At 71.1% G+C, this 20,886-nt stretch carries 15 protein-coding genes; 7 read left to right on the forward strand and 8 right to left on the reverse strand.

Translation table 11 applies throughout. The features are described 5' to 3' along the window. Positions 1–150: 150 nt before the first annotated feature. Complete coding sequence (locus IT293_06395) at positions 151–2,154, reverse strand: hypothetical protein (GenBank protein ID MCC6764274.1); 2,004 nt, start codon at positions 2,152–2,154, stop codon at positions 151–153. A gap of 149 nt (positions 2,155–2,303) precedes the next feature. Here IT293_06395 and IT293_06400 point away from each other — a divergent pair, with 149 nt between their 5' ends. Further along, positions 2,304–3,686, forward strand: a complete 1,383-nt coding sequence (locus tag IT293_06400) for a sulfatase (protein MCC6764275.1) — start codon at positions 2,304–2,306, stop codon at positions 3,684–3,686. 16 nt (positions 3,687–3,702) lie between these two features. On the opposite strand, the gene IT293_06405 is transcribed toward IT293_06400, so the two are convergent. Genes IT293_06405 through IT293_06415 form a run of 3 tightly spaced genes read right to left on the reverse strand, consistent with a single transcriptional unit; the run spans position 3,703 to position 8,527 of the window. After that, positions 3,703–4,617 carry a DUF2333 family protein gene (locus tag IT293_06405; GenBank protein MCC6764276.1) on the reverse strand — a complete coding sequence of 305 codons (915 nt, stop codon included), beginning with the start codon at positions 4,615–4,617 and terminating at the stop codon, positions 3,703–3,705. A gap of 19 nt (positions 4,618–4,636) precedes the next feature. Next, positions 4,637–7,714: a VWA domain-containing protein gene (locus IT293_06410; GenBank protein ID MCC6764277.1), complete on the reverse strand. Its 3,078-nt coding sequence runs from the start codon at positions 7,712–7,714 to the stop codon at positions 4,637–4,639. An 18-nt stretch (positions 7,715–7,732) separates the two neighbouring features. Further along, a complete protein-coding gene (locus tag IT293_06415) occupies positions 7,733–8,527 on the reverse strand; it encodes a CbbQ/NirQ/NorQ/GpvN family protein (protein ID MCC6764278.1) in 795 nt (264 codons plus the stop codon). Positions 8,528–9,132: 605 nt separating this feature from the next. On the opposite strand from IT293_06415, the gene IT293_06420 reads away from it, so the two are divergent. Beyond that, on the forward strand, positions 9,133–9,861 hold the full coding sequence (locus tag IT293_06420; protein ID MCC6764279.1) for a DUF2461 domain-containing protein: 729 nt from the start codon (positions 9,133–9,135) through the stop codon (positions 9,859–9,861). Here the strand turns inward: IT293_06420 and IT293_06425 are convergent. The 4 genes from IT293_06425 to IT293_06440 are packed head-to-tail and all read right to left on the reverse strand — an operon-like array spanning position 9,858 to position 13,852. Continuing rightward, positions 9,858–10,829: a glycosyltransferase family 2 protein gene (locus IT293_06425; protein MCC6764280.1), complete on the reverse strand. Its 972-nt coding sequence runs from the start codon at positions 10,827–10,829 to the stop codon at positions 9,858–9,860. The genes IT293_06420 and IT293_06425 overlap by 4 nt on opposite strands. Positions 10,830–10,871: 42 nt before the next feature. After that, positions 10,872–11,612, reverse strand: a complete 741-nt coding sequence (locus tag IT293_06430; GenBank protein MCC6764281.1) for a class I SAM-dependent methyltransferase — start codon at positions 11,610–11,612, stop codon at positions 10,872–10,874. Continuing rightward, positions 11,613–12,869 (reverse strand): tetratricopeptide repeat protein, encoded by a 1,257-nt coding sequence (locus IT293_06435; protein MCC6764282.1) that lies wholly within the window; start codon positions 12,867–12,869, stop codon positions 11,613–11,615. Next, complete coding sequence (locus tag IT293_06440) at positions 12,866–13,852, reverse strand: methyltransferase domain-containing protein (GenBank protein MCC6764283.1); 987 nt, start codon at positions 13,850–13,852, stop codon at positions 12,866–12,868. Before IT293_06440 ends, IT293_06435 begins: the two co-directional genes overlap by 4 nt. A gap of 85 nt (positions 13,853–13,937) precedes the next feature. Here IT293_06440 and IT293_06445 point away from each other — a divergent pair, with 85 nt between their 5' ends. The 5 genes from IT293_06445 to IT293_06465 all read left to right on the forward strand — a co-directional run bounded on the left by IT293_06445 (position 13,938) and on the right by IT293_06465 (position 20,758). Further along, positions 13,938–15,404 (forward strand): glycosyltransferase family 39 protein, encoded by a 1,467-nt coding sequence (locus IT293_06445; GenBank protein ID MCC6764284.1) that lies wholly within the window; start codon positions 13,938–13,940, stop codon positions 15,402–15,404. Positions 15,405–15,513: 109 nt separating this feature from the next. Continuing rightward, positions 15,514–16,797 (forward strand): DUF1329 domain-containing protein, encoded by a 1,284-nt coding sequence (locus IT293_06450; GenBank protein ID MCC6764285.1) that lies wholly within the window; start codon positions 15,514–15,516, stop codon positions 16,795–16,797. A gap of 191 nt (positions 16,798–16,988) precedes the next feature. Further along, positions 16,989–17,984: a TIGR03557 family F420-dependent LLM class oxidoreductase gene (locus tag IT293_06455; protein ID MCC6764286.1), complete on the forward strand. Its 996-nt coding sequence runs from the start codon at positions 16,989–16,991 to the stop codon at positions 17,982–17,984. 22 nt (positions 17,985–18,006) lie between these two features. Then, complete coding sequence (locus IT293_06460) at positions 18,007–18,759, forward strand: crotonase/enoyl-CoA hydratase family protein (protein MCC6764287.1); 753 nt, start codon at positions 18,007–18,009, stop codon at positions 18,757–18,759. Between the two features lie 85 nt (positions 18,760–18,844). Then, positions 18,845–20,758: a hypothetical protein gene (locus IT293_06465; GenBank protein ID MCC6764288.1), complete on the forward strand. Its 1,914-nt coding sequence runs from the start codon at positions 18,845–18,847 to the stop codon at positions 20,756–20,758. Positions 20,759–20,886 lie beyond the last annotated feature (128 nt).

Here is a 20,886-nt window from a genome sequence, read left to right on the forward strand (position 1 = left end):
GCACCTTAGCGCGCTCGGCCGGTGCGCGCACGCCGCGCGCGGCGGACGGATCAGGGAGTGGGAAGGTGCCGCCGTCGGGTCAACGAGAAGGACGTCGTTCCAGAGTACCGAGACCGCCGCCACCGGCCATCGTTTGATTGTTCCCCAGGGTCAACGAGAAGGACGTCGTTCCAGAGTACCGAGGGGCTGATCGGGAGCCCGCGGATCGACGAGCACCAGTCGGGCGGCCGCGAGCGCGTCCTCCGGGAGCGTGACGGTCCGCGTGACGGCGTCGCCCGGGACGAGGGCGGCCGGCCGCAGGACCCGGGCGGACACTTCGCCCCGCGGATCGTCCGACGGCCCGTACCAGCGGATCACGAGGGGCGTCGGCTCGATCGGGTCCGGATGGCGGTAGGTGACGAGCCCCCGGTTCTCGAAGGTCACGGCGAGCCGGCCCGGATCCGCCGGATCGAGCGCGAGACGGACCGCGAGGGCCGCCGGGTCGCTCGTGGTCGGGGCCGACGGCGGGAGGGCGTAGAGCATCTCGGTGCCGGCCCGGGCGAGCTCGACGAGGTGCGCCGCGCTCGCCACGGACGGCAGGAGCCCCGTCGCGGTCGGGATCGCGAGGTGGACGACGACGCTCCCGAGCCCGAGGGCGGCCAGGGCTCCAGCGGCGCGGGCGTCGCCGGGGACCCGCGCTGCGTAGTGGGCGACGTCGTCCTGGAGCGGGGTCAGGAAGGAGTTGTAGCAGGCGGCGACCCGATGGCCGTGATACGCGCCCGCGAGGACGAAATCGCCCATGCGGAAGAACCGGCCGCGCCCGAGCTCGTACGGGACGTCGAGGACGGCTCCGGGCGGGATGCGCTCGTAGGCCGCGAGTACCACGTCCGGCGGGCGGACGACGTAGGCCTGCAGCGTGACCGTGCGTCCGAACGCGCGCCGCGCGATGCCCGGAACGAACACCTCCGCGAGCGCCGCCGCGACCAGGACGAGCGCGATGGCGGCGCGTGCGCCCGCGCCGCGTCCGCGCCCGAGCGCCGCGACGCCGAGGCCCGCGAGCGCGCTCGCGACGAGGTACCACCCGGTCACGACCGCGCCACCGCGGCGTACGGCATCGAAGCCCGGCACGATGCCGCCGAGGAGGCCGAAGAGCGAAGGGATCGCGAGGTCGATTCCCGGCACGCGCAGCCCCGCGCTGGCGCCCCAGGCCACGACGAGACCGGCGACGAGGAGCGCGGCCCGCGGGGGCGCTGCGTCCGCGGGATCCCGCCGCCGGGCGCGCGCGAGGAGCGCCGTCGCCGCCAGCACGAGGACGACGGTGCCGGCGTACGCGCCGCCGCCCGGCGCGAAGTCGCCGGCCGTGTAGAGAAGCTGGTGGCGCCCAGCGAGCGAGCCCCACGTCTCCTTGAACGTGAGATACGGACCGAGCACGAGCGCGACGGCTCCGACGTTCGCGAGTCCGGCGGCGGCGAGCTTCGGGAGGACGGCGCGCCAGGCGTCGCGGCGGCGCCACAGGCCCGCGACGCTCACCGCCGCGACCACGATCGCGTGCGGCACGAGCGGGTAGATGCTTTCGAGGCTCTGCAGCGAGCTGCAGAGCGCGACCGCGGCCGCCGCCGGCCAGGCCGGCCGGCGGAAGAAGCGATGCAGGGAGAGCAGCGTCAGGACGGTCCAGTGATTCGCCACCGCCGACAGGTGCACGAGGTCGCCGAGGCGTGCCGGGTGGATCGCGAAGATCGTCCCGGCGACGAGCGCCGCGGCCGCGCTGCCGGTGTAGCCGCGCACCAGGAGATGCATGGCGAAGCCGGCGAGCGCGACCGAGAGCACCGTGACCGCGTTGTAGGTGAGGACGGGGTCGCCGCTCAGGGCGTACGGCAGGAGGCCGAGGAGCCCCTGGCCGAGCTCGTGCTGACCGAGCATGAGCGCGTGCCGGAGGGGATGGCACTGCGGCCCGTCGAGGAGCGTCGACGGGGCGTGGAAGAGGGCGCGCGCGTGCGCCGTCACGACCGCGACCACGAGCTTCTGGTCCGCCATCGTGATGCCGCGCCACGCAGGCGGCACGTCGGCCGGGATCGCCGCGAGCCGCGCCGGCGCCGGCAGCACGGCGCGCAAGGCGAAGAGCGCGAGCGCGACGTAGAAGCCGGCTGCGAGGATCGTGCGCGCGCGCGTCGTCATGCGTCGGGATGTGAGACAGAGCGCAGCCGCGTGACCGCGTCAACGGCCGATCGGCCGATCGGATTGACGCGCGCCGCTCGACTCCGTAAGAGCCCGTCGTGCGGCGACGAGACTCGTTCCGGCTCCGAACATCGTCGGGCCGCCGCACCATGCTCCTCGGAGTCGTGGTGGCCGCGGGGCTCGCAGTGCTCGGGTGCGCGCCCGGCCCTGCCGCGCTCCCCGACATCGTCCTCGTAGTGATCGATACGCTGCGGGCCGATCACCTGGGATCGTACGGCCATGGGCGGGCGCAGACCCCGCGCCTCGACGATTTTGCCGCGCGCGGAACGCGTTTCAGCATGGCGCGCGCGACCAGCTCGTGGACGCTGCCGAGCACCGCGAGCATCCTGAGCGGTCGCTATCCCGCCGAGCACGGAGCCGAGCGCATGACGCTCATGATCGGCGAGAAGCAACTGATGATGGCCGAAATGCTTGCCGCCGGCGGATACGACACCGCGGGGTTCTCTGCCAACGCGGCGGTGGTGACGCCGGAATCAGGATTCGCCCAGGGGTTCGGCCGCTTCGACGTGCTCGAGCGCCGCGGGGAGCAGAGCGGCCCCGATCCGGTTTGGCCGAGCAGCGCGCAGAAGCCGGCACAGCCCGATGCGACCGCGGACGTCGTGACCGATGCCGCTCTCGCCTGGGTCTCGTCACGTGCGGCGGCGAGCCATCCGTACTTCCTGTACGTGCACTACTTCGATCCGCACGCGAGCTATTCGCCTCCACGAGCCTACGCCGAAAAGTTCGGGGTCCGGTCCGACGATCCGCTGCGTGGACCGGGGCAGGCCCTGGTGATGCTGAAGAAGACGCTGACCGATCAGGAGCTCGCGACGTTGCGTGCGCTCTACGATGCCGAGATCGCGTTCATGGACCACGAGGTCGGACGTCTCCTCGACGGTCTCGGGTTCGGCCGGAGGCGCGACGTGGTCGTCGTGATCACCGCCGATCACGGCGAGGAGTTCGGAGACCACGGCCGCATGCAACACACGAAGACCCTCTACGAGGAGGTCTTGCGCGTACCACTCCTGATCGGCGGCGGCGATTTTTCGAGTGGGCAGGTCGTGGCCGCGCCGGTGTCGCTGGTCCGCATCTTTCCGACCATCGCGGAGCTGGCGCGGGTCGCGCCGCCATCCGGGCTGCCGGGACGCTCGCTGCTCCCGGTGCTGCGGGGAGCCGCGCCCGCGCCCGAGCCGGAGACGGTGTTCGCCGATCTCCCGTCCGGGGCGGTTCATCGCGCCGCCGTCGTCGACGGCTCCTGGAAGCTCGTGCTCGACCATGGATTCGCTCCGGTGCTCTACGATCTCGCGGCCGACGCGGGCGAGACCACGCAGCGGAATCAGAGCCAAGGCGCGCGTGCCACCGCGCTGCAGAAGGCCATCGGCGAGCACAATAAGATCTGCTACCGCGCGCGCGCCGCCGCGCCGCCGGTGCCGATCACCGTCGAGCCCGATCGGCGCGAGCGTCTCCGGCAGCTCGGATACGTCGTGGATTGAAGCTCCTCGCGGTCGCCTACTTCTCGAGCTCTTCGCGGATCGAGTAGATCTTCTGCCGCGCCTCGGCGACGTAGACGTCGAGGTTCCGCCGGTGGTTCGCCGTGAGGCCGGCGTCGCCGCCGTCGAGCACGATGAACGGCTTCAGAAGCGCGGCGCGCTCGAGGGACGAGGCGACCTCCTCGACGAGCGGCGGCAGGGCGTCGCGGTCCGCGAACGAGCGGTCGTACTCGCGCTGGATCGCGCGCAGGCAGGCCGCCATCACGTGGGCGTAGCCCTGCGCGTGGTAGAACATGTCGTCGCTCTCCCACGGCCGGACGCGGTGGCCGTCGATCTCGGTGCGGTAGAGGCTGGCGTGCGCGTCGCCGAGCATGTCGCTCCACGCCTGGAAGAGCCGCAGCAGATCCATGTGGCGGAGCGTGAGCGGCTTCGACGTCTGGAGCTCGGGCTTCAAGCCGCGCACGTAGTCCTCCAGGTACCGGACGCCGAGCGCGTAGCGTCCCTCGGCGGTCGGGTAGAAGAACCGCCATTCGTCGTAGCGGAAGGCGTTGTCCGCCTTGTCGAGGTTCGCGTCGAAGGGGTCGCTCGAGATCTTGGTGAGATGCTCCTTCACCACCTGGGTGGTCCGGCGGACGGCCTTCAGGATGCCGAGCTGGCGGTTGGCATTGTTGTCGGCCAGGACGCGCGGACCCCAGAGAAAGAAGTCGTTCGGGCGCCAGCCGGTGCCGGAGAGCTCGTGGCGCATGATCGCGGCGAGCGTCGTCGCGAGGAGCGTCCCCGGCGGCGGGGTCTCGCCGGGCGGCGTGAGCGCGTCGAGGTCGAGCGGCAGGCGGTCGTGGCGGATCTGGCCGAAGTGCAGGACGCCGACGCCCGCGAGCCAGAGCAGCGCCAAGAGCGCGAAGCGGTTGAACACGAGGCGGCCGAGCCAGGTCATGCGTCCTCCGGTGCGGCGCTCACGGCCGCACGAAACGTTGGTAGATCTTCGGCAGCTCACGCGGCAGCGCCGTGATGTCCTCGATCACGAGATAGCGGGAAGCTTCGCACATCTCCTTCAGGTAGTCGTGCCCGGCCTTGTCGACGGTGATGCAGAATGGCGTCACGCCGGCGCGCGCCGCCTCCTGGAAGGCCATCGTGGTGTCCTGGATGCCGTAGACGTTCGAGCGGCGGTCGTCGCCGTAGTCGACGTCTTGCGGGAACCCGTCGGAGAGCAGGATCACGTGCTTCGAGCGCGCGGCGACGTTGCGCATCTTGGCCACCGCGTGGCGCAGCGCCGCCCCCATGCGCGTCGAGCGCTTCGGCTCGATCGCGCCGATCCGGCCCTTCACCGCGCTCGTGAGCGGCTCGTTGAAGTGCTTCACGAGGTAGAGCTCGACCTGCCGGCGGCCGTGGCCGGAGAATCCGCAGATGCCGTAGGTGTCGCCGATCTCCTCGAGCGCCTCGGCCATGACGACCAGCGCCTCCTTCGTGATGTCGATGACGCGGCGGCCGGCCGGCGCGTCGGGCACGGGCTCGTCGGTCGAGGCGCTCATGTCGACGAGGAAGAGCGTCGCGACGTCGCGCTCTTCGCGCTGCTTCGCCTGGTAGAGCTTCGGCGACGGCGGATGCCCCGAGCGCCGGTCGGCGCGCGCCGTGATCACGGCGTCGAGATCGAAGTCCTCGCCGTCCTCGAGGCCGTGGATCACCCGGTAGCGCTCGGGACGGATGCGCTGGAACTGGCGGCGCACCTCCGGGAGCAGGTCGGCGTGGGTCGCGAGGGTCTGGTGGAAGAAGTCGCCGGTGTCGCTCTCGAGCGGGATCTCGGCGAGCCGGCACCAGGCGTGGCGGTAGTCGGCGATGCGGTAGTCCCACTCGTCGTAGAGGAACTCGCCCTCGCCCGCCGCGTGCGGCAACGCCGCCGCGCGGCCGCTCTGCGCCTGGCGCAACAGGTTCTGCAGCTCGGCCATGCGCTCGCGCGGGAGCTTGCCGGCGAGATCGGACACGTAGAGGCCGAGCGCGGCGAGGTCCTCGCCGTGGCCCTGCGCCGCCGTGATGCGCACGCCCGATTGCAGGAGCTTCAGGAGCTCCTCGGGATCGAGCGGCACGCCGGCCGGACCGTCGCTTTCCTCGTCCGTGAGGGCGAGGGCGACTTCGTCGCCCAACTGCTGGTCTATCGGATCGGGCGCCTCCGGCGCCTTCGTGGCATCCTCCTCGCCGCCGCCGAGCACTTCGCCGCCGTCGAGGTAGAAGCGCGCGTCCTCGGCGAGGGCGGCGAGATCCTCGTCGTCGGCCGGCCCGTGCATCGCGCTCGCGAGCAGCGCGCCGGGCTCGCCGCGCATCATGTCGTCGTACACGGCGCGGGTGACGGCGGCGCTGTCCGCGACGGTCGCCGCGGGTGTCCCGAGCCGCGCCGCGAGCGTCGGCACGCGGCGCGCGAGCTCCGGCAGGCGCGCCTCGCGCAGCAGGTGGACGAGGTGCCCGAGGGTTCCGGGCAGGCGGCGCCCTCCGTGCTCGAGCTCGGCCGCGACCGCCGCGAGGTCCCCGGCGAGGCCGCGATAGCGGCGCGCGATGCCGGCGTCGACGCGGACGCCGTCGAAGATGGCGAAGAGCTCGCCCGCGACGCCGGGGTGGTCGAAGCCCGCGAAGAAGCGCTCGAGGGGCGGGTCGAGGGCGTCGCTCCCGAACTCGCGGCGCCCGGCGTGCTGCGCCGCGATCAGTCGGTAGAGGCGGAGGTTGCTCTCGGCCTCGGCGAAGGTCGCGAGCGCGGCCGGAAAGAGCGCGGTCTCGCGGCTCGGCGCATCGTCGCCCTCCGGCGTCGCCCGCTCGTCGAACGGCGGGCGGTAGCCGACGTCGGCGCGCCCCGCGACCTGCCAGCTCCGACCGGTCAGCATCTGGAGATAGCGCTTCAGGAGCCCCTGCACTTCGGGAAGCTCGACGGCCGTCGACTCCGCCGCGAGCACCGCGCGGCTCGTCCGCGAGTCGAGACCGAAGTAGGCGGCGCCGGCGTCGGGATGCTCGACCGCACGCTCGAGCCCCGCCGCCACCCAGCGCTCGATCCCGTCGATGCCGGTGCGCTCGAGGAGCCGGGGCAGCATCCGGTAGAACGGGACGGTGCCGGTCGGGAACACCGCCGCGACGCGGCCGGCGAGCGCGATCAGCGGGGCGCGCACGTCGCGGGGCGTGTGGCCGAGGATCGCGCGCAGGACCGGCAGGAGGTCGGTGAGGGTGTCGGCGGCGTCGCGTGCGACCGGCCGCAGGCTCGCGAGGAGGTCCGCGCGCGCCTCCGGGACGACGGCGAGCGCGGCCGGGAGCGAAAAGTACGCCTCGACGCCGAGCGCGGGGGCGCGCTCCGCGGCGAGGGTCGCGAGCTCGAGGACGCCGCCGCGCTCCGCCTCGTCGAGTTCGCGGAGGGCCGGCGGCAGACTCGCGAATAGGTCGACCCGCGCCCGACCCGCCGCCGCCGCGGCGCGCCCGAGCGCGGCGAAGCGCGCGTAGTCCCGCGGCGCGAAGAGCGGCGCCGCGAGCCCGGTCGCTTCGAAGAAGGCGAGCGCTAGGACCTCGCCGTCGAAGCCGTGGCGCGCGAGCGACAACCCTTCGGCGACCCAGCGCCGGAGCCGTCCGTCGCCGGGCGCGAGACCCGCGAGCGCCGGCAGGCTCGCCGTGACGAAGGCCTCGCCGAGGCGGCGCGACACGACCAGCACGTCGCTCGCGAGCGTGAGCCAGGCGTCGAGCTCCGCCGCCGGCAGGCTCGCGAGCGCGGCGGGCGCCTCGGCGAAGTAGGACGCGGCGGCGTTCCGCGAGCCGTGGTCGCCGAGCGCGAGCCGCTCGCCGCCAGCGACCCAGCGCGCGAAGGCGCCTTCGCCGAGCGCCCACGCGGCCGGCGCCTGCCGGCAGTACTGCTGGGCGAGCGTGAGCGACGTCGCGGCGAGCCGGTCGCCGACCGCGAGGAGAAGATCGCGCGCGTGCGCCGGAAGCGCCGCGAGGCGCGGGCGCAGTTCGGCCGCGCCCGCGTCGAGGTGGCGGCTCTCGTACCACAGGCTGCGAAGACGCCTCACGGCCACGTCCGGTCGACTCTAGGGGAAGATCGAGGCAACCATCTCGTCGAGCGCGCGGCGCATCTCGGCGTCGTCGGTGAGGGAGCGGCTGATCGCGGCGGTGCAGGCGCGCCGCGCCGGGATGCCGTTCGCCATGAGTTTCGCCGCGTAGATGAGGAGCCGCGTGCTGACCCCCTCGGCGAGCCCGCCGCCGCGCAGGTTCCGCACCTTCTCGCCGAGCGTCGCGAGCTCGAGCGCGATGTCCATGTCGGTCTCGCCCTCGTGCGCGACGATCTGCGCTTCCTTGTCGCGCGGCGGGTAGTCGAACTCGAGGCTCACGAAGCGCTGTCGGGTCGACTGCTTCAGGTCCTTGAGCACGCTCTGGTAGCCCGGGTTGTAGGAGATGACGAGCAGGAAGTCGGGATGGGCCTCGAGGATCTCGCCCTTCTTGTCGATCGGCAGGATGCGGCGGTGGTCGGTGAGCGGATGGATCAGGACGATCGTGTCTTTGCGCGCCTCGACGATCTCGTCGAGGTAGCAGATCGCCCCGTGCTTCACGGCCTGCGTGAGCGGGCCGTCGATCCACACCGTCTCGTCGCCCTCGATGAGGTAGCGGCCGACCAGGTCGCTGCCCGTCAGGTCCTCGTGGCAGGCGACCGTGACGAGCCGGTCGCCGCGCGTCCGCTCCGGGTGGAGCTTCGCCGCCATGTACTCGACGAAGCGCGTCTTGCCGCAGCCCGTCGGTCCCTTGAGGAGGATCGGCAGGCGCTTCGCGTACGCGGCGGTGAAGACCTCGATCTCGTCGCCGATCGGGAGATAGTAGGGCGTGGCCATGAGCGCGCGATTCTAGGGGCGGCCCGGCGGCCAAGCAATCGCGACGGGCGCCGCGGAGTCTCGGTTTGGTGGTGCATCGCAGTCTTCGTCGGTGTCGCCGGCGGGTGGGTCAGGGAGGGCTCCTACGGTCGCCGGGTCGCTGGTCCCGGCGCTCAAAGCCCGCCGGAGCTTCTCCGTCCTGCGCACGACGCGAGCTGACGGCTCCCCGAAGCCCTCTCTGACCCACTCGCAGGCGATTCCATCGAACACGATCGCTGTGACGGCTTGTCGACTCCGCGCGCGCATAGACCTGCGATCGAGCGCGCAGACATCTGTTGTTCGAACGGATGCAGCACGCAGGCGGGTCGGGGATGGTTTCGGGGAGCCGTCAGCTCGCGTCGTGCGCAAGCCAGAGAGCCACCGGCGGGCAGTATGCGCTGGGTGGCACGAACCCGGCGACCGTAGGAGCCATCGCCGACCCGCCTGCGTGCTGCTACCGATCGCTTCATGGCTGCCGACGAAACCGAGACACTGCTCGGCGCGCATCGGGCGCCGTCCCGGCTCGGGGGGCGCGTGCGATCCTCGTGGCGTTGCGTCGTGCGAGCGCGGCACGTACAGCGGGCGCCATGCCGAAAGCCACCACCGCCGCCAGGATCGCCAAGACCGCGCCGCCCGCGTGCTTCACCGGGTTCGCCGACCGCGACGCCCGCTTCTTCACCAAGCTCGCCAGGAACCAGAGCCGCGACTGGTTCGCGGCCAACCGCGACGAGTACGAGGAGGGCTGGCTCGCGCCGATGAAGGCGCTCCTCGCCGCCGTCCGCGAGAAGCTCGCGCCGCGCTACGCGCACGAGGAGATCGCGCCGCCGAAGGTGTTCCGCATCTACCGCGACGTGCGGTTCTCGAAGGACAAATCGCCCTACAAGACCCACGTCGGCGGCTATCTCGGCATCGCGGGAAGCGGCGCGGGACCGTCCGGCGCGGCGGCGCTCTACTTCCATGTCGGCGCGGGCGAGCTTTTCGCCTGCGCCGGGCAGTACGTGATGGACGGCGAGCAGCTGAAGCGCTTCCGCGCCGCGGTCGACGACGCGAAACGCGGGCCCGAGCTCGCGAAGCTCGTCGCCGCGCTCGGACGCGCCGGCTTCACGATCGACTCCTACGAGCGGACGCAGCGCGTGCCGCGCGGCTTCGATCCCGAGCACCCCCGCGCGGAGCTCCTGCGCCGCAAGGGGTTGATCGTGATGTTCCCGGCGCCCGCGCGCGCGCTCCTCACGTCGCCGAAGCTCGTCGACGCGCTCGTGGCGCACGCGAAGAAGGCGGTGCCGCTCGTGGAGTGGCTCGCCGCGGTGACGGGCTAGCGGCGCTCCCGGTCGCGGGCGGTGTCGGTCGCGATCACGTAGAGCGGCCGGCCCTTCACTTCCTCGAAGATGCGGCTCACGTAGGTGCCGAGGATGCCGAGCGCGACGAGCTGGATGCCGGAGAGGAACGCGACGGCGACGAACACCGACGTCCACCCCGCCGGCGTCGCGCCGCCGAAGAGGCGGCCGAGGATCCCGTAGGCGACGAGGAGCAGACTCAAGCCGAAGACGGCGAAGCCCATCCACGCGACGAGCTGGAGGGGGAAGTTGGAGAACGCGGTGACGCCGTCGAGCGCCAGGCGGACGAGCTTCGTGTAGGGATACTTCGTCTCGCCCGCGAAGCGCTCGGCGCGCTTGTAGCGGACCTCGGCGTGACGGAAGCCGAGCCAGCGGATGAGCCCGCGGACGTAGCGGTTGCGCTCCGGCATGCGGTTGAGCGCGTCCGCGACCCGGCGGTCGAGGAGGCGGAAGTCGCCGACGTCCGGCGTCATGTCCACCGACGCGATCCGCTGCAGCACCCGGTAGAAGGTCCGGATCAGGAAGAGCCGGAGCGCGCTCTCGCCGGGGCGCTCGGTGCGCACGGCCGACACGACCTCCCATCCTTCGCGCCACTTGGCGACGAGCTCCGGGATCACCTCCGGCGGATCCTGCAGGTCGGCGTCGATGACGACGACGGCGCGGCCGCGGGCGTGCTCGATGCCGGCCGTCACCGCGGCCTGGTGGCCGAAGTTCCGACTCAGGCGCAGAACGCGGAGGCGCGCGTTCCGGTCCGCGGCGTCGAGCAGGATCGCGGGCGACTCGTCGATCGAGCCGTCGTCGACGAACACGACCTCGTAGTCGGGCGTCGCCGTTTCGAGCATGGCGACGAGCCGCTGGAGCAGCTCCGGAAGCACGGCGCGCTCGTTGAAGATCGGGACGACCACCGACAGCTCCGGAGCCGCGCCCGGCGTGGCGGTCGAGGCGTCCATGCTCTCGCTCCCGGGCTCGCTCGGCGCCATGGCTCGGACGGGCTAGGCCGGGCGCTCGGCCAGGCAGAGGAGGGACACGCCGACGGGCAGCCGCCAGCGCGCGAGCCAGCGCCCTTCGGCGCCGAAGAGGCGCGCGAGCGTGTCGTTCACGATCCCGGGTTTCGTCATCGTGAAATCGGACTTCACCTGATCGGAGAGCGGCTCGCCGCGCAGCCGCCGCGCGACCCGCACGGCGGCGACCACCGGGAAGAGGAGGGCGTTGAAGTACGACAGGCGACGCGGCACGAGACCGGCGGCGCGCATGAGCCCGCCGAGCTCGGCGAGCGTGTAGCGGCGGCGATGGTGGCTCACGATGTCCTGGTTGCCCCAGAGGAACCGGAACGCCGGGACGGTGACGAGCACGTGGCCGCCGGGACGGCAGACGCGCGCCAGCTCGACGAACGCCGCCCGGTCGTCCTCGACGTGCTCGACGATGTCGAAGGCCGTCACGAGGTCGAAGGCGGCGCTCGCGATCGGAACGTGGATGATGCTGCCGAGGAACATCGGGCACGCGACACGCGTTCGCGCGAAGCGGATGGCCTCGACCGACATGTCCATGCCGATCACGGTGCCGTACGGCTCGAGGAACTTCAGCATGGCGCCGGTGCCGAAGCCGATGTCGAGCATGCGGAGCGGCGTCGCCGCCAGCGGCTCCAGGAGGCGCGTGAAGATCTCGCGCCGGCCGCGGAACCACCAGTGCGTGTCCTCGATCTCGGAGTACTCGGCGTAGAAGTCCCGCTGCATCTACTTCGTGACCGTTTCCATCGCGGTCCCGCTCGCCGCGTCGGCGATCTCGATGGTGCGCGCGTCGGTGACGGCGAACTTCTGCTTCGCGTCCGCGAGGATGGTCTCGAGGCGCGTGCGGAACATGGTGCGCGCGAACTCGGGCATGCTCGTCATCGGGAAGTCGGCGACGAGCACGCGGACACGGGTCGGGTCGGGCCACTCGATGCTCTGGATCTTCGGCCCGAGGATCTGGTGGGCGCGGAGCTGCGCCTCCACCTGGCTCGGGAAGTCCTTGCCGGCGCCGACACTCGCGGGCGGCGCGCTCGGCGCGGCCCCCGCCGTGCTCCCCGTGGGGACGCTCGCGATGTTCGCGGCCGCCGCCCCCGGCGGCGTGGAGGAGAGCTGCGTCTTCACGCGGTCGATGCGGGTTCGCGTGTCGTCGTCGGTCGCGAGCTCGCGCGCCTTCTCGAGCGAGGCCATGGCCTTCTCGCGATCGCCCTTGGCCTCGTAGGCGAGACCGAGGTTGAAGTGCGCCTGCAGGAAGGTCGGCTTCGACGCGAGCGCCTGCTGATATCCGGCGATCGCCTTGTCGATCTGCCGTTGGTAGAGGTACGCGGTCGCGAGGTCGGTGCGTACGCTCGCGTCGTCCGGGCTCTTCGCGAGGTAGCGTTCGTATTGCTGCGCGGCCAGGTCGAACTTCTGCTGGTCGTAGTAGGCGTTGCCGAGGCCCCGGATCGCGTCGCCGTCGTCGGCGCTGATCGAAAGCACGTGCTGCCACGAGGCGAGGGCCTGCTCGCCGTAGCTCGGATCCATCGCGGCGGCGCGCGCCTGAACCTGCGCGAGGCTCTTCCATGCGGCGACGTCCTGTGGCGCGGCGTTCGCCTTCTCGGCGAGCTGCGTGACGAACTTCTTCGCGTCGTCGGGGAGGCCGACCGCGGGATGGTCGGCCGGCATCTCGCCGCTGGCGGCGACGCCGGCGGCGCCGCCCGCGGGCGCCGCGGGTCGGCCGCGTCCGGGCGCGCTCGACGTGGCGGGGCCCGGCTGCAGGACGCCGACCCACACCAGCAACCCGGCCGCGAGGAAGAAGGCGAGGACGACGAGGCCGGGCAGCTGGTCGCGGAGGCTCGTCGCCGCCGCCCCCGTAGGGGGCAGGGCGGCGGGCGCGCTGCCGACGGCCTGCCCGCAGCCCGCACAGAAGCGCGCCGTCGCCTGCAGGCGCTCTCCGCACGCGGAGCAGAAACGCGCGCCGCTCTCCCTGCGCTCGGCCGCGGTCATTTGTGGCCGACGACCAGCGTGGAGAGGAGGCCGGGAGGCAGGACGTCGGCCTCGGCGCGCGCGAAGCCGGCGGCGAGCAGCCACTCGCGGATCTCGGCGAAGGCGTAATCGCGTCCGTGCGTGAAGAGCAGCATGGCGATCGAGAAGATCGCCGCCGGCGCCGGGCTCGTGCCGGACTCGTCGGTCACGTGATCCTTGATCATCACGCGCCCGCCCGCGACGAGCGCGCCGTGGATCTTGCGCATGAGCGCTCGATTGGTTTCCTCGTCCTCCCCGTGGATGACGTTCGAAAGGAAGACGAGATCGTAGCCAGCCGGCAACGGATCCCGGAGGTAGTCGCCGGCGACGAGCTCGATCCGGTCGGCGACGCCGCTCGCGTCGAGGTGGCGGCGCGCGACGGCGAGCGTGCCGGGGAGGTCGAAGATCGTGGCGCGGAGAGCGGGGTGCCGGCGCACCATCTCGATCGCGTACGAGCCGGGACCGCCGCCGAGGTCGAGGAGCCGCCGCACGCCGCCGAGATCGAGCGTCTCGGCGAGCACGCGCGCGTCGCCGCGTGCGGCGACGATGCTCGCCATCGCGTCAATGAAGCGCGTAGTGGCCTCGGGGCTCGACTGGAACATATCGGGGTCGCGCGCCGGTGCGCCGGTGCGGACGGTCTCGGCGAGGTGCTCCCAGAGGGGCCAGAGCGACGCGTCGAAGCGCACGTATCCCGTGTACGAGGTGGGCGACGCCGTCGTCAGGTAGGTGCGGGTGACGTCGGTCTCCTTGAACAGGTCGCCGTCCTTGCGGACGATCCGCATGGCGACCAGCGCGTTCAGCAGGAGCTCGGTCGCGCGGGCGTCGGTGCCGGCCGCGGCGGCGATCGCGGCGGCCGTGCGGCCGGGCGCGTCGAGCCGATCGAAGAGGCCGAGCGTCACGGCGGCATGCAGGATCCGCGCTTCGGCATAGCCGCCGTTGATGCGGGCGAGCTCCCGAAATTCCATCGCGGGGTATGTAACAGGTCGAATCCGGGCTTGCCAGACGAGAGGCGGCGTCGTGCGGCGCCCGCATGTGATAAGAGCGCGCGCGGTGACGGGCGGACGCGAAAGCGGGACGAGTGTGGCGGCGCCGGACGAGAGCGGCGCCGGCGCCGCCGGGCGGCTCGCGTTCCTCGCGCGCTGGATCGCGCGGCCCGCCGTGCACGTGGGCGCGCTCGCGGTCATCGCCACCGCGCTCGGCCTCGGAGGCGTCGCGCGCGCGCCGCTCGACGGCGACCCGGCGATGTACGCGACCATCGCGCGCACCGTGCTCGAGACCGGCGAATGGACGCACCTCACGTTCAACGGCGTGCCGTACGTCAACAAGCCGCCGCTGCACTTCTGGCTGAACGCGCTCGTCTTCGCGGCCGCCGGTCGCACCACCTTCACGGCCGTGCTCCTGCCGGGCCTGCTCGGCGTCGTCTGCACGCTGCTCGTGTACGTGCTCGCGCGCCGGACCCTCGGTGGTTGGGAGACCGCGTTCCTCGCCGCGCTCGTCTACGTGACGACGCCCGAGGTCGCGCACTGGAGCCGCGGCGTGCACCTCGAGACCCTCGTCACCGCGTGGGTGCTGCTCGGCCTCCTGGCGGCGCATCGTTCGGTGACCGAGCCGGGCGCGGTCCTGTGGCTCGCGGTCGCGGCGATCGGCGGCTGGTTCGCGAAGGGCCCGCAAGGGCTCTTCCCGGTCGTCGTCGCCGTCGTCCTCTGGGCGCAGGCCGGTGTGCTGGCGCGCCGCGCGTTTTCGAGGTGGAGCGCCGTCGGCGTGGTGCTCGTGGTCGCGACCGTCGGGCCGTGGCTCGCGGCGAGGCTCCACGAGGGCAGCGACTTCGCCCGCGCGTACTTCGGGGGCCAGATCGGCCAGGTGCTGCTCGAGCCGAGCACGCTCGGACGGGGCCCCTTCTGGTACTTCTCGAAGCTCGCGCGGACCTACTGGCCGTGGTTGCCGGTCGCGGCCGCCGGCCTCGTGCTCCTCGGGCGCGAGTGGCGGACGTCGCCCGGGGCGCGCCTCTGGCTCGTCTACGGGGCGATCGTGCTGGCCGTGATCTCGGTCGCCGCCGGCAAGAAGAGCCGCTACCTCTTCCAGCTCTATCCGGCGCTTGCGGCCGCCGCCGGGCTCGCGCTCCACCACGCCACGCGGCGCGTGCGAGCGCTGCCGCTCGCGCTCCTCGGCGCCGCCGCGATCGCCGCCGTCGTCGTGGTGGTGCTCGGTGAGCACGTATCGCGCTCGCAGCGTGACCACAGCGCGGCGGGGCTCGCGATCGCGGCGGCCTTGCCGCGCGACCGGCCGGTTTGGCTGACCCACGCGGTGCAGTACGGCGAGCCCCAACTCGGAAAGATCGTGGGGTTCTACGGACCGGCGCTCCTGCGGACGTGCCGCGCGCATTGCGCGGAGGAGGCCGAGCCGGGCGCCGGCATCATCGCCCGCGACCACGAGGCCGAGCGCGTCGCGCGCGAGGTCGGCGCGCGGATCCGCGTCCGGCACGGCATTCTCGTGCTTCTCGAGCGCCCGCCGGCGTAGGATTCCGATTGACACCCAGCAGGGCCCTCCCTAGATAGAGCCGCCTGCGCAAGATGGGGCCGCCTGCGCACCTGGTTCGGATCGGGGAAACGACCGAGGGGGGTGTTCCATGGTGAACGTGCTGCGCGCGAGCGTGGTGATCGCGATGGTCGGGATGGCGGCGGCGGCATCGGCCGATGTGTCGCCCGGCGACACCATCGACAAGTCGAATGTCGCCAAGGTGAAGGACCTGATCTCGCCGGCGGTCGAGTGGTGCGTGAATCAGGGCATGACGATGAAGGTCATCGCCCCGAAGTCGATCGCGTGGCCGAAGGCGTACAAGGAGGCCACCGAGAAGTACGCGAGCCAGGTGAAGCTCGCCGAGAACGGCCTCGCCCTCCAGGGGCACGTCGCCGGCGCGCCCTTTCCGTCCATCGACCCGGCCGATCCGAAGATCGCGCTCAAGGTCGTGTGGAACTACGAGTACCGGCCGTATCCCGGCACCGACGACTTCGTCGAGTACGACTTTCCGGCCGAGACCGGCGCGGTCGGCAACGGCAAGCCGATGGAGGTCGAGCGATATTACTGGATCGGAGAGTCGCGGCGCATGTACTACAACAGCCGCCTCTACGTGGACCCGAAGCCGGAGCTTCCGAATCCGGAAGGGATCCGCTTCAAGGAGGTTCTCGGTCCGCTGATCGCCCCCTTCGACTTGAAGGGCATCGGCGCGCTCGAGTACCGCTACGTCGACGCCTCGAAGCAGGATGACACGTGGCTCTACGTGCCGTCGCTGCGCCGTGTGCGCCGGCTGTCGACGGCGCAGCGCTCGGACGCGCTCTTCGGCCAGGATACCGACCCCGACTCGTATTGGGGCTACAACGGCCACATCGCGTGGTCGGAATGGAAGTTCCTCGGCGAGAAGGACATGCTCGGCATCCTGCACGGCGAGCACTTCCCGCAGAAGCGCTGTGAGGCACCGGCCGACTACCTGATGTGCGACAGCTGGGAGAAGCGCCGCATGTGGGTCGTCGAGGGCGTGTCGAAGCTCCCGCAATATGCGTACGGGAAGCGCGTCATCTTCATCGACAAGGAGTCGCTCGTGGTGGCGTACTCCGACATCTACGACCGCAACAACGAGCTCTGGAAGGTGTGGATCGACAACCACCAGTTCCGTACGCAGGCGTTCCCGGGCGCGCCGACCAAGTACGACGAGGAGAAGGACTTCTACGCCGGGCTCGCGATGGTCGACATGCAGCTGATGCACGCGACCTACGTTCCGCACCCCGGCGAGAAGCCGCCCGGACACGAGGGCTGGCACTTCAACAAGGGCCCGGAGTCGGCGACGCAGTACAAGCCGGCGGGCGCCGTGCCGGACTCGTTCACGGTCGCGAAGCTGATCGAGCAGGGGCAGTAGTCGGCTGCTCCGGGGTTGCAGGTCGGGCCGCCGCCAGCTCCGGGGGCGTGTGCTCCTCCGCGCGGTCGCGCCAGGTCGTGAGTTGGTCCTGCAGCAGAGCGCCGCCTGAGCGTAGGATCGTTCGCCGTCGCATCACTTCGACGGGCGTGGCATACATCCGCGTCGACCGCGACCAAAGTGAGAGGATCGAGATGGCCATCATCGGATACGCGGCAGCGCTGGAGCAGTTCCATCCGGCCGAGCTCCTCGACTACTCGCGGCTCGCCGAAGACCACGGCTTCGGCGGCGTCATGGCGGCGGACCACTTCCAGCCGTGGATTCCGAAGCAGGGCCACAACGCGTTCGTGTGGTCGTGGATGGCGGCGCTCGGCGCGATCACCAAGAACCTCACCTTCGGACCAGGGGTGACCTGCGCGTCGTTTCGCTACCACCCGGCGGTCGTGGCGCAGGCGGCGGCGACGCAGGGGGCGATGACGCCGGGGCGATTCTGGCTCGGCATCGGCACCGGCGAGGCCCTGAACGAGCACGTGATGGCGACGCCGTGGCCCGAGGCGCACGTCCGCCTCAAGATGATGCAGGAGGCGATCGGCATCATCAGGAAGCTCCTCACCGGCGAAGTCGCGAAGCACGACGACGGCCGGTTCTTCAAGATGGAGCGCGTCCGCATGTGGACGGTGCCCGACGCGCACCACCCGGTGCCGATCTACGTCGCGACCGCGGGTCCGATCGCTTCCCGGTGGTCGGGCGCGCACTGCGACGGCTTCATCACGCCCGGCGCGGGCCTCGAGAAGCTCCGGATGCTGCTCGGCAAGTTCGAGGAGGGTGCGCGCTCGGTCGGCAAGGACCCGGCGAAGATGCCGAAGCTCCTCCAGCTCCACATGTCGTGGGCGAAGACCAAGCACGAGGCGGTCGAGAACGCCCTCGACCAGTGGCCGAACGGCGGCATGCCGTTTCCGAAGGGCGACATCCGGACGCCGGAGGATTTCGCCGAGATCGCGAAGCTGGTGCGGCCCGAGAACTACAAGGATCGCATGGTCATCTCGCCCGACATGGACGAGCATCGCGAGCAGATCCAGCAATTCATCGACCTCGGCTTCGACGAGATCCACGTCCACAACGTCGGCCGCAACCAGAAGGAGTTCATCGAGGTCTTCAGCAAACAGGTCATCGCCAAGCTGAAGCTCTGACACGAAGGGACGGGGACGCCTCATGAGCGAGCCGGTTCTGTACGAGCGGCGCGGCGCCGCCGCGATCTTGACGATCAACCGACCCGAGGCGCGGAACGCCGTGAACGGCGCGGTCGCCGCCGCCCTCCTCGACGGATATCGGCGCTTCGAGGCGGATGTCGACGCGAGGGTTCTCGTCCTCACCGGCGCCGGCGACCAGGCGTTCTGCGCCGGCGCGGATCTGAAGGCGATCGATACGGTCCGTGACCGCCACGAGGGCCCACTCGGCTTCACGCGCCTCACGTCCACCAAGCCGACGATCGCCGCCGTCTCCGGCTGGTGCGTCGCCGGCGGCATCGAGCTCGCGTGCTGGTGCGACCTGCGCATCGCCGCCGAGGGCTCGACGTTCGGCTGCTTCGAGCGCCGCTTCGGCGTGCCGCTGATCGACGGGGGCACCCAACGGCTGCCGCGCATCGTCGGGCTCGGGCGCGCGCTCGAGATCATGATGATGGGCCGCCCGGTGCCGGTCGACGAGGCCCATCGCATCGGGCTCGTGAACGAGGTCGTGCCGCGCGGCCGCCACCTCGAGCGCGCGCTCGAGTTCGCCGAGACGCTCGCGAAGTTCCCGTGGCCGACGCTCCTCGCCGATCGCGCCGCCGCGCTCGCCGGCTCCGGGCTGCCGCTCGAGCACGGGCTCGCGATCGAGGCGCGTCTCGGCCGCGCCGTCCTCGACGAAGCCAAACGCGGCGCGTCCCGCTTCGCCGGCGGCGAAGGTCGCAAGGGCCACGGCGTCTAGAGAAACAGCTACCACCTTGGCTTCGCCTTGGTGTATGACTCGCGTCGCTTCACCCACGGTCCTGCCGCAGCGAGGGAGTCCACGCATGCCTGCTCGCTCGATCATCACACTCGTCCTCGCCGCCATGTTGTTCGGCTCCGAGAGCCCGCTCGCCGCCACCACCGAGCTGGTGAGCGTCGCGCTGGGCGGCGGAGGTGGCGATGGGCCGGCGACCACCGCCACCCTCACGCCCGATGGCCGGGTGGTGGTGTTCGCCAGCTCCGCGAGCGACCTGGTAGCCGACGACACCAACGTGTTCTGCGACATCGACCAGGATGAGGACGACGACAACTGTCCCGACATCTTCGTCCGCGATCGCGCGAGCTCCACCACGACGCTCGTCAGCAAGGACTCTTCCGGCGTGCAGGCCAATCAGCTCTCCGACAATCCCGACGTCTCCGCCGACGGCCGCTGGGTCGTGTTCGAGAGCCTGGCGTCGAACCTCGTTCCCGGCGACACCAACGACCAGCTCGATTGCTTCATCCACGATCGCAGCGCCGGCCAGACCGAGCGCGTCAGCATCACCACGGACGAGGGCCAAGCCAGCGGCACGAGCTGCCGGGTGTCCGACGACGGCCAGGTGGTGTTGTTCGCCAGCTACTCCAACGCGCTCACCCCCTTCGGCGAGGACAGCTACCAGGACATCTTCATTCGCGATCGACAGGCCGGGACGACGCGATGGATCTCACCCGGCTTGGCGATCTTCCCCGGCGACAACGAGTGCGATCTGGGCACCAATCTCAACGGCAGCATCTCCGGCGACGGCCGCTACGCCATCTTCACGCACGACGACATGGAAGACTGCGATGAGGGCTATCGGGTCCGGACGGTCTTCATCTTCGATCGCGAGGCCACCACCTGGCAGCGCATGCCGGTCAGCATCTCGAATCTGTTCAATGCCGGCCCGCTCGATTTCGCCCGCTTCTTCACCTACCGCCTCTACAATGGCGACGATTTCCTGAGTCTCTATGTGCGTGACCGCGAGCTCAACAAGACCGAGGAGGTCGGCGTCCGTTCCGACGGATCACGGGCCAGTGGACACAGCTTTGGGGGTCGAGTGACCGCGGACGGACGCATCGTCGCCTTCTCGAGCAACGCGCCCGATCTCGTTCCGGGTGACACCAACGTGTGCAACGTCACCGCGTCGTGCGACGACGTCTTCCTGCGCGATCGCGACGCGAAGACGACCGAGCGCGTGAGCCTCGGGGCGAACGGCGAGGAAGGTGATGGCAACAGCCAGGCGCTCGGCGTCGGCGACGGCGGCGGCGTCGTGCTCTTCCGGAGCGAGGCGACCAACCTGGTGCCGTCCGACGGCAACGGTGTCCAAGACATCTTCGTGCGCGTGTCTCTCTGCGGCGACGACACCGTCGACCGGGGCGAAGAGTGCGACGACGGCAACGTGGTGGGTGGCGACGGCTGCTCCGCCACCTGCCTTCTCGACTGCCCACCGACTCCGCGCGGCGGCTGTCTCTCGCCCGTGCAGTCGGGCAAGGCGACCATCAAGCTCATGGACCGCGCTCCGGTGACCACCAAGAATCAGCTGCAATGGAAGTGGCCCATGGGGGCCCCGACGGCGAAGAGCGCCTTCGGGTCGCCGACCACGAGCGACGGCTATCGGCTCTGCGTCTACGACGGGAGCGGCCTCGCGCTCAGCGCCGGCATCCCGCCGGGCTCGGCCTGGAAGGAGGGGTCCACGGGGTTCAAGTACAAGAGCAAGTCGGCGCTTCCCGACGGCATCACCAGCGTGATGCTGAAAGAGGGCGTCGCCGGCAAAGCCAAGATCCAAGTCAAAGGCAAGGGCGCCGCGTTGCCGATGCCGATGGCAGGACTCGGCATGCTGGCTACGGCCTTGACGGTGCAGCTCTCGAGCTCGGACGCCGTCGCCACCTGTTGGGAAGCCGTGTACAGCGAGCCTTTTCAAAGCCAGAGCGCCACTCTGCTGACAGACAAAGCGGACTAGAAGTCTGCGCCACGGATCGGTTTCGGCTGCGAATCGCGATCCATCCGCGATCGACGGCGTCGCGCGACCCTCGGCGTATCGCACAGATACGCGGTCGGGTCGCGCTCCTTGCGCTCGCGGCGGCTCAC

It is taken from the genome of Deltaproteobacteria bacterium, assembly GCA_020848745.1.
Classification (GTDB): Bacteria; Desulfobacterota; Binatia; order UTPRO1; family UTPRO1; genus UTPRO1.

What these genes read in the sequence shown, in the direction of transcription:
- IT293_06415 (MCC6764278.1), bottom strand. Translation starts at nt 8,527, where the DNA reads ATGGCCACGCCCTACTATCTCCCGATCGGCGACGAGATCGAGGTCTTC.
- IT293_06420 (MCC6764279.1), top strand. Translation starts at nt 9,133, where the DNA reads ATGCCGAAAGCCACCACCGCCGCCAGGATCGCCAAGACCGCGCCGCCC.
- IT293_06455 (MCC6764286.1), top strand. Translation starts at nt 16,989, where the DNA reads ATGGCCATCATCGGATACGCGGCAGCGCTGGAGCAGTTCCATCCGGCC.
- IT293_06465 (MCC6764288.1), top strand. Translation starts at nt 18,845, where the DNA reads ATGCCTGCTCGCTCGATCATCACACTCGTCCTCGCCGCCATGTTGTTC.
- IT293_06450 (MCC6764285.1), top strand. Translation starts at nt 15,514, where the DNA reads ATGGTGAACGTGCTGCGCGCGAGCGTGGTGATCGCGATGGTCGGGATG.
- IT293_06440 (MCC6764283.1), bottom strand. Translation starts at nt 13,852, where the DNA reads ATGGAATTTCGGGAGCTCGCCCGCATCAACGGCGGCTATGCCGAAGCG.
- IT293_06435 (MCC6764282.1), bottom strand. Translation starts at nt 12,869, where the DNA reads ATGACCGCGGCCGAGCGCAGGGAGAGCGGCGCGCGTTTCTGCTCCGCG.
- IT293_06430 (MCC6764281.1), bottom strand. Translation starts at nt 11,612, where the DNA reads ATGCAGCGGGACTTCTACGCCGAGTACTCCGAGATCGAGGACACGCAC.
- IT293_06395 (MCC6764274.1), bottom strand. Translation starts at nt 2,154, where the DNA reads ATGACGACGCGCGCGCGCACGATCCTCGCAGCCGGCTTCTACGTCGCG.
- IT293_06425 (MCC6764280.1), bottom strand. Translation starts at nt 10,829, where the DNA reads ATGGACGCCTCGACCGCCACGCCGGGCGCGGCTCCGGAGCTGTCGGTG.
- IT293_06405 (MCC6764276.1), bottom strand. Translation starts at nt 4,617, where the DNA reads ATGACCTGGCTCGGCCGCCTCGTGTTCAACCGCTTCGCGCTCTTGGCG.
- IT293_06400 (MCC6764275.1), top strand. Translation starts at nt 2,304, where the DNA reads ATGCTCCTCGGAGTCGTGGTGGCCGCGGGGCTCGCAGTGCTCGGGTGC.
- IT293_06460 (MCC6764287.1), top strand. Translation starts at nt 18,007, where the DNA reads ATGAGCGAGCCGGTTCTGTACGAGCGGCGCGGCGCCGCCGCGATCTTG.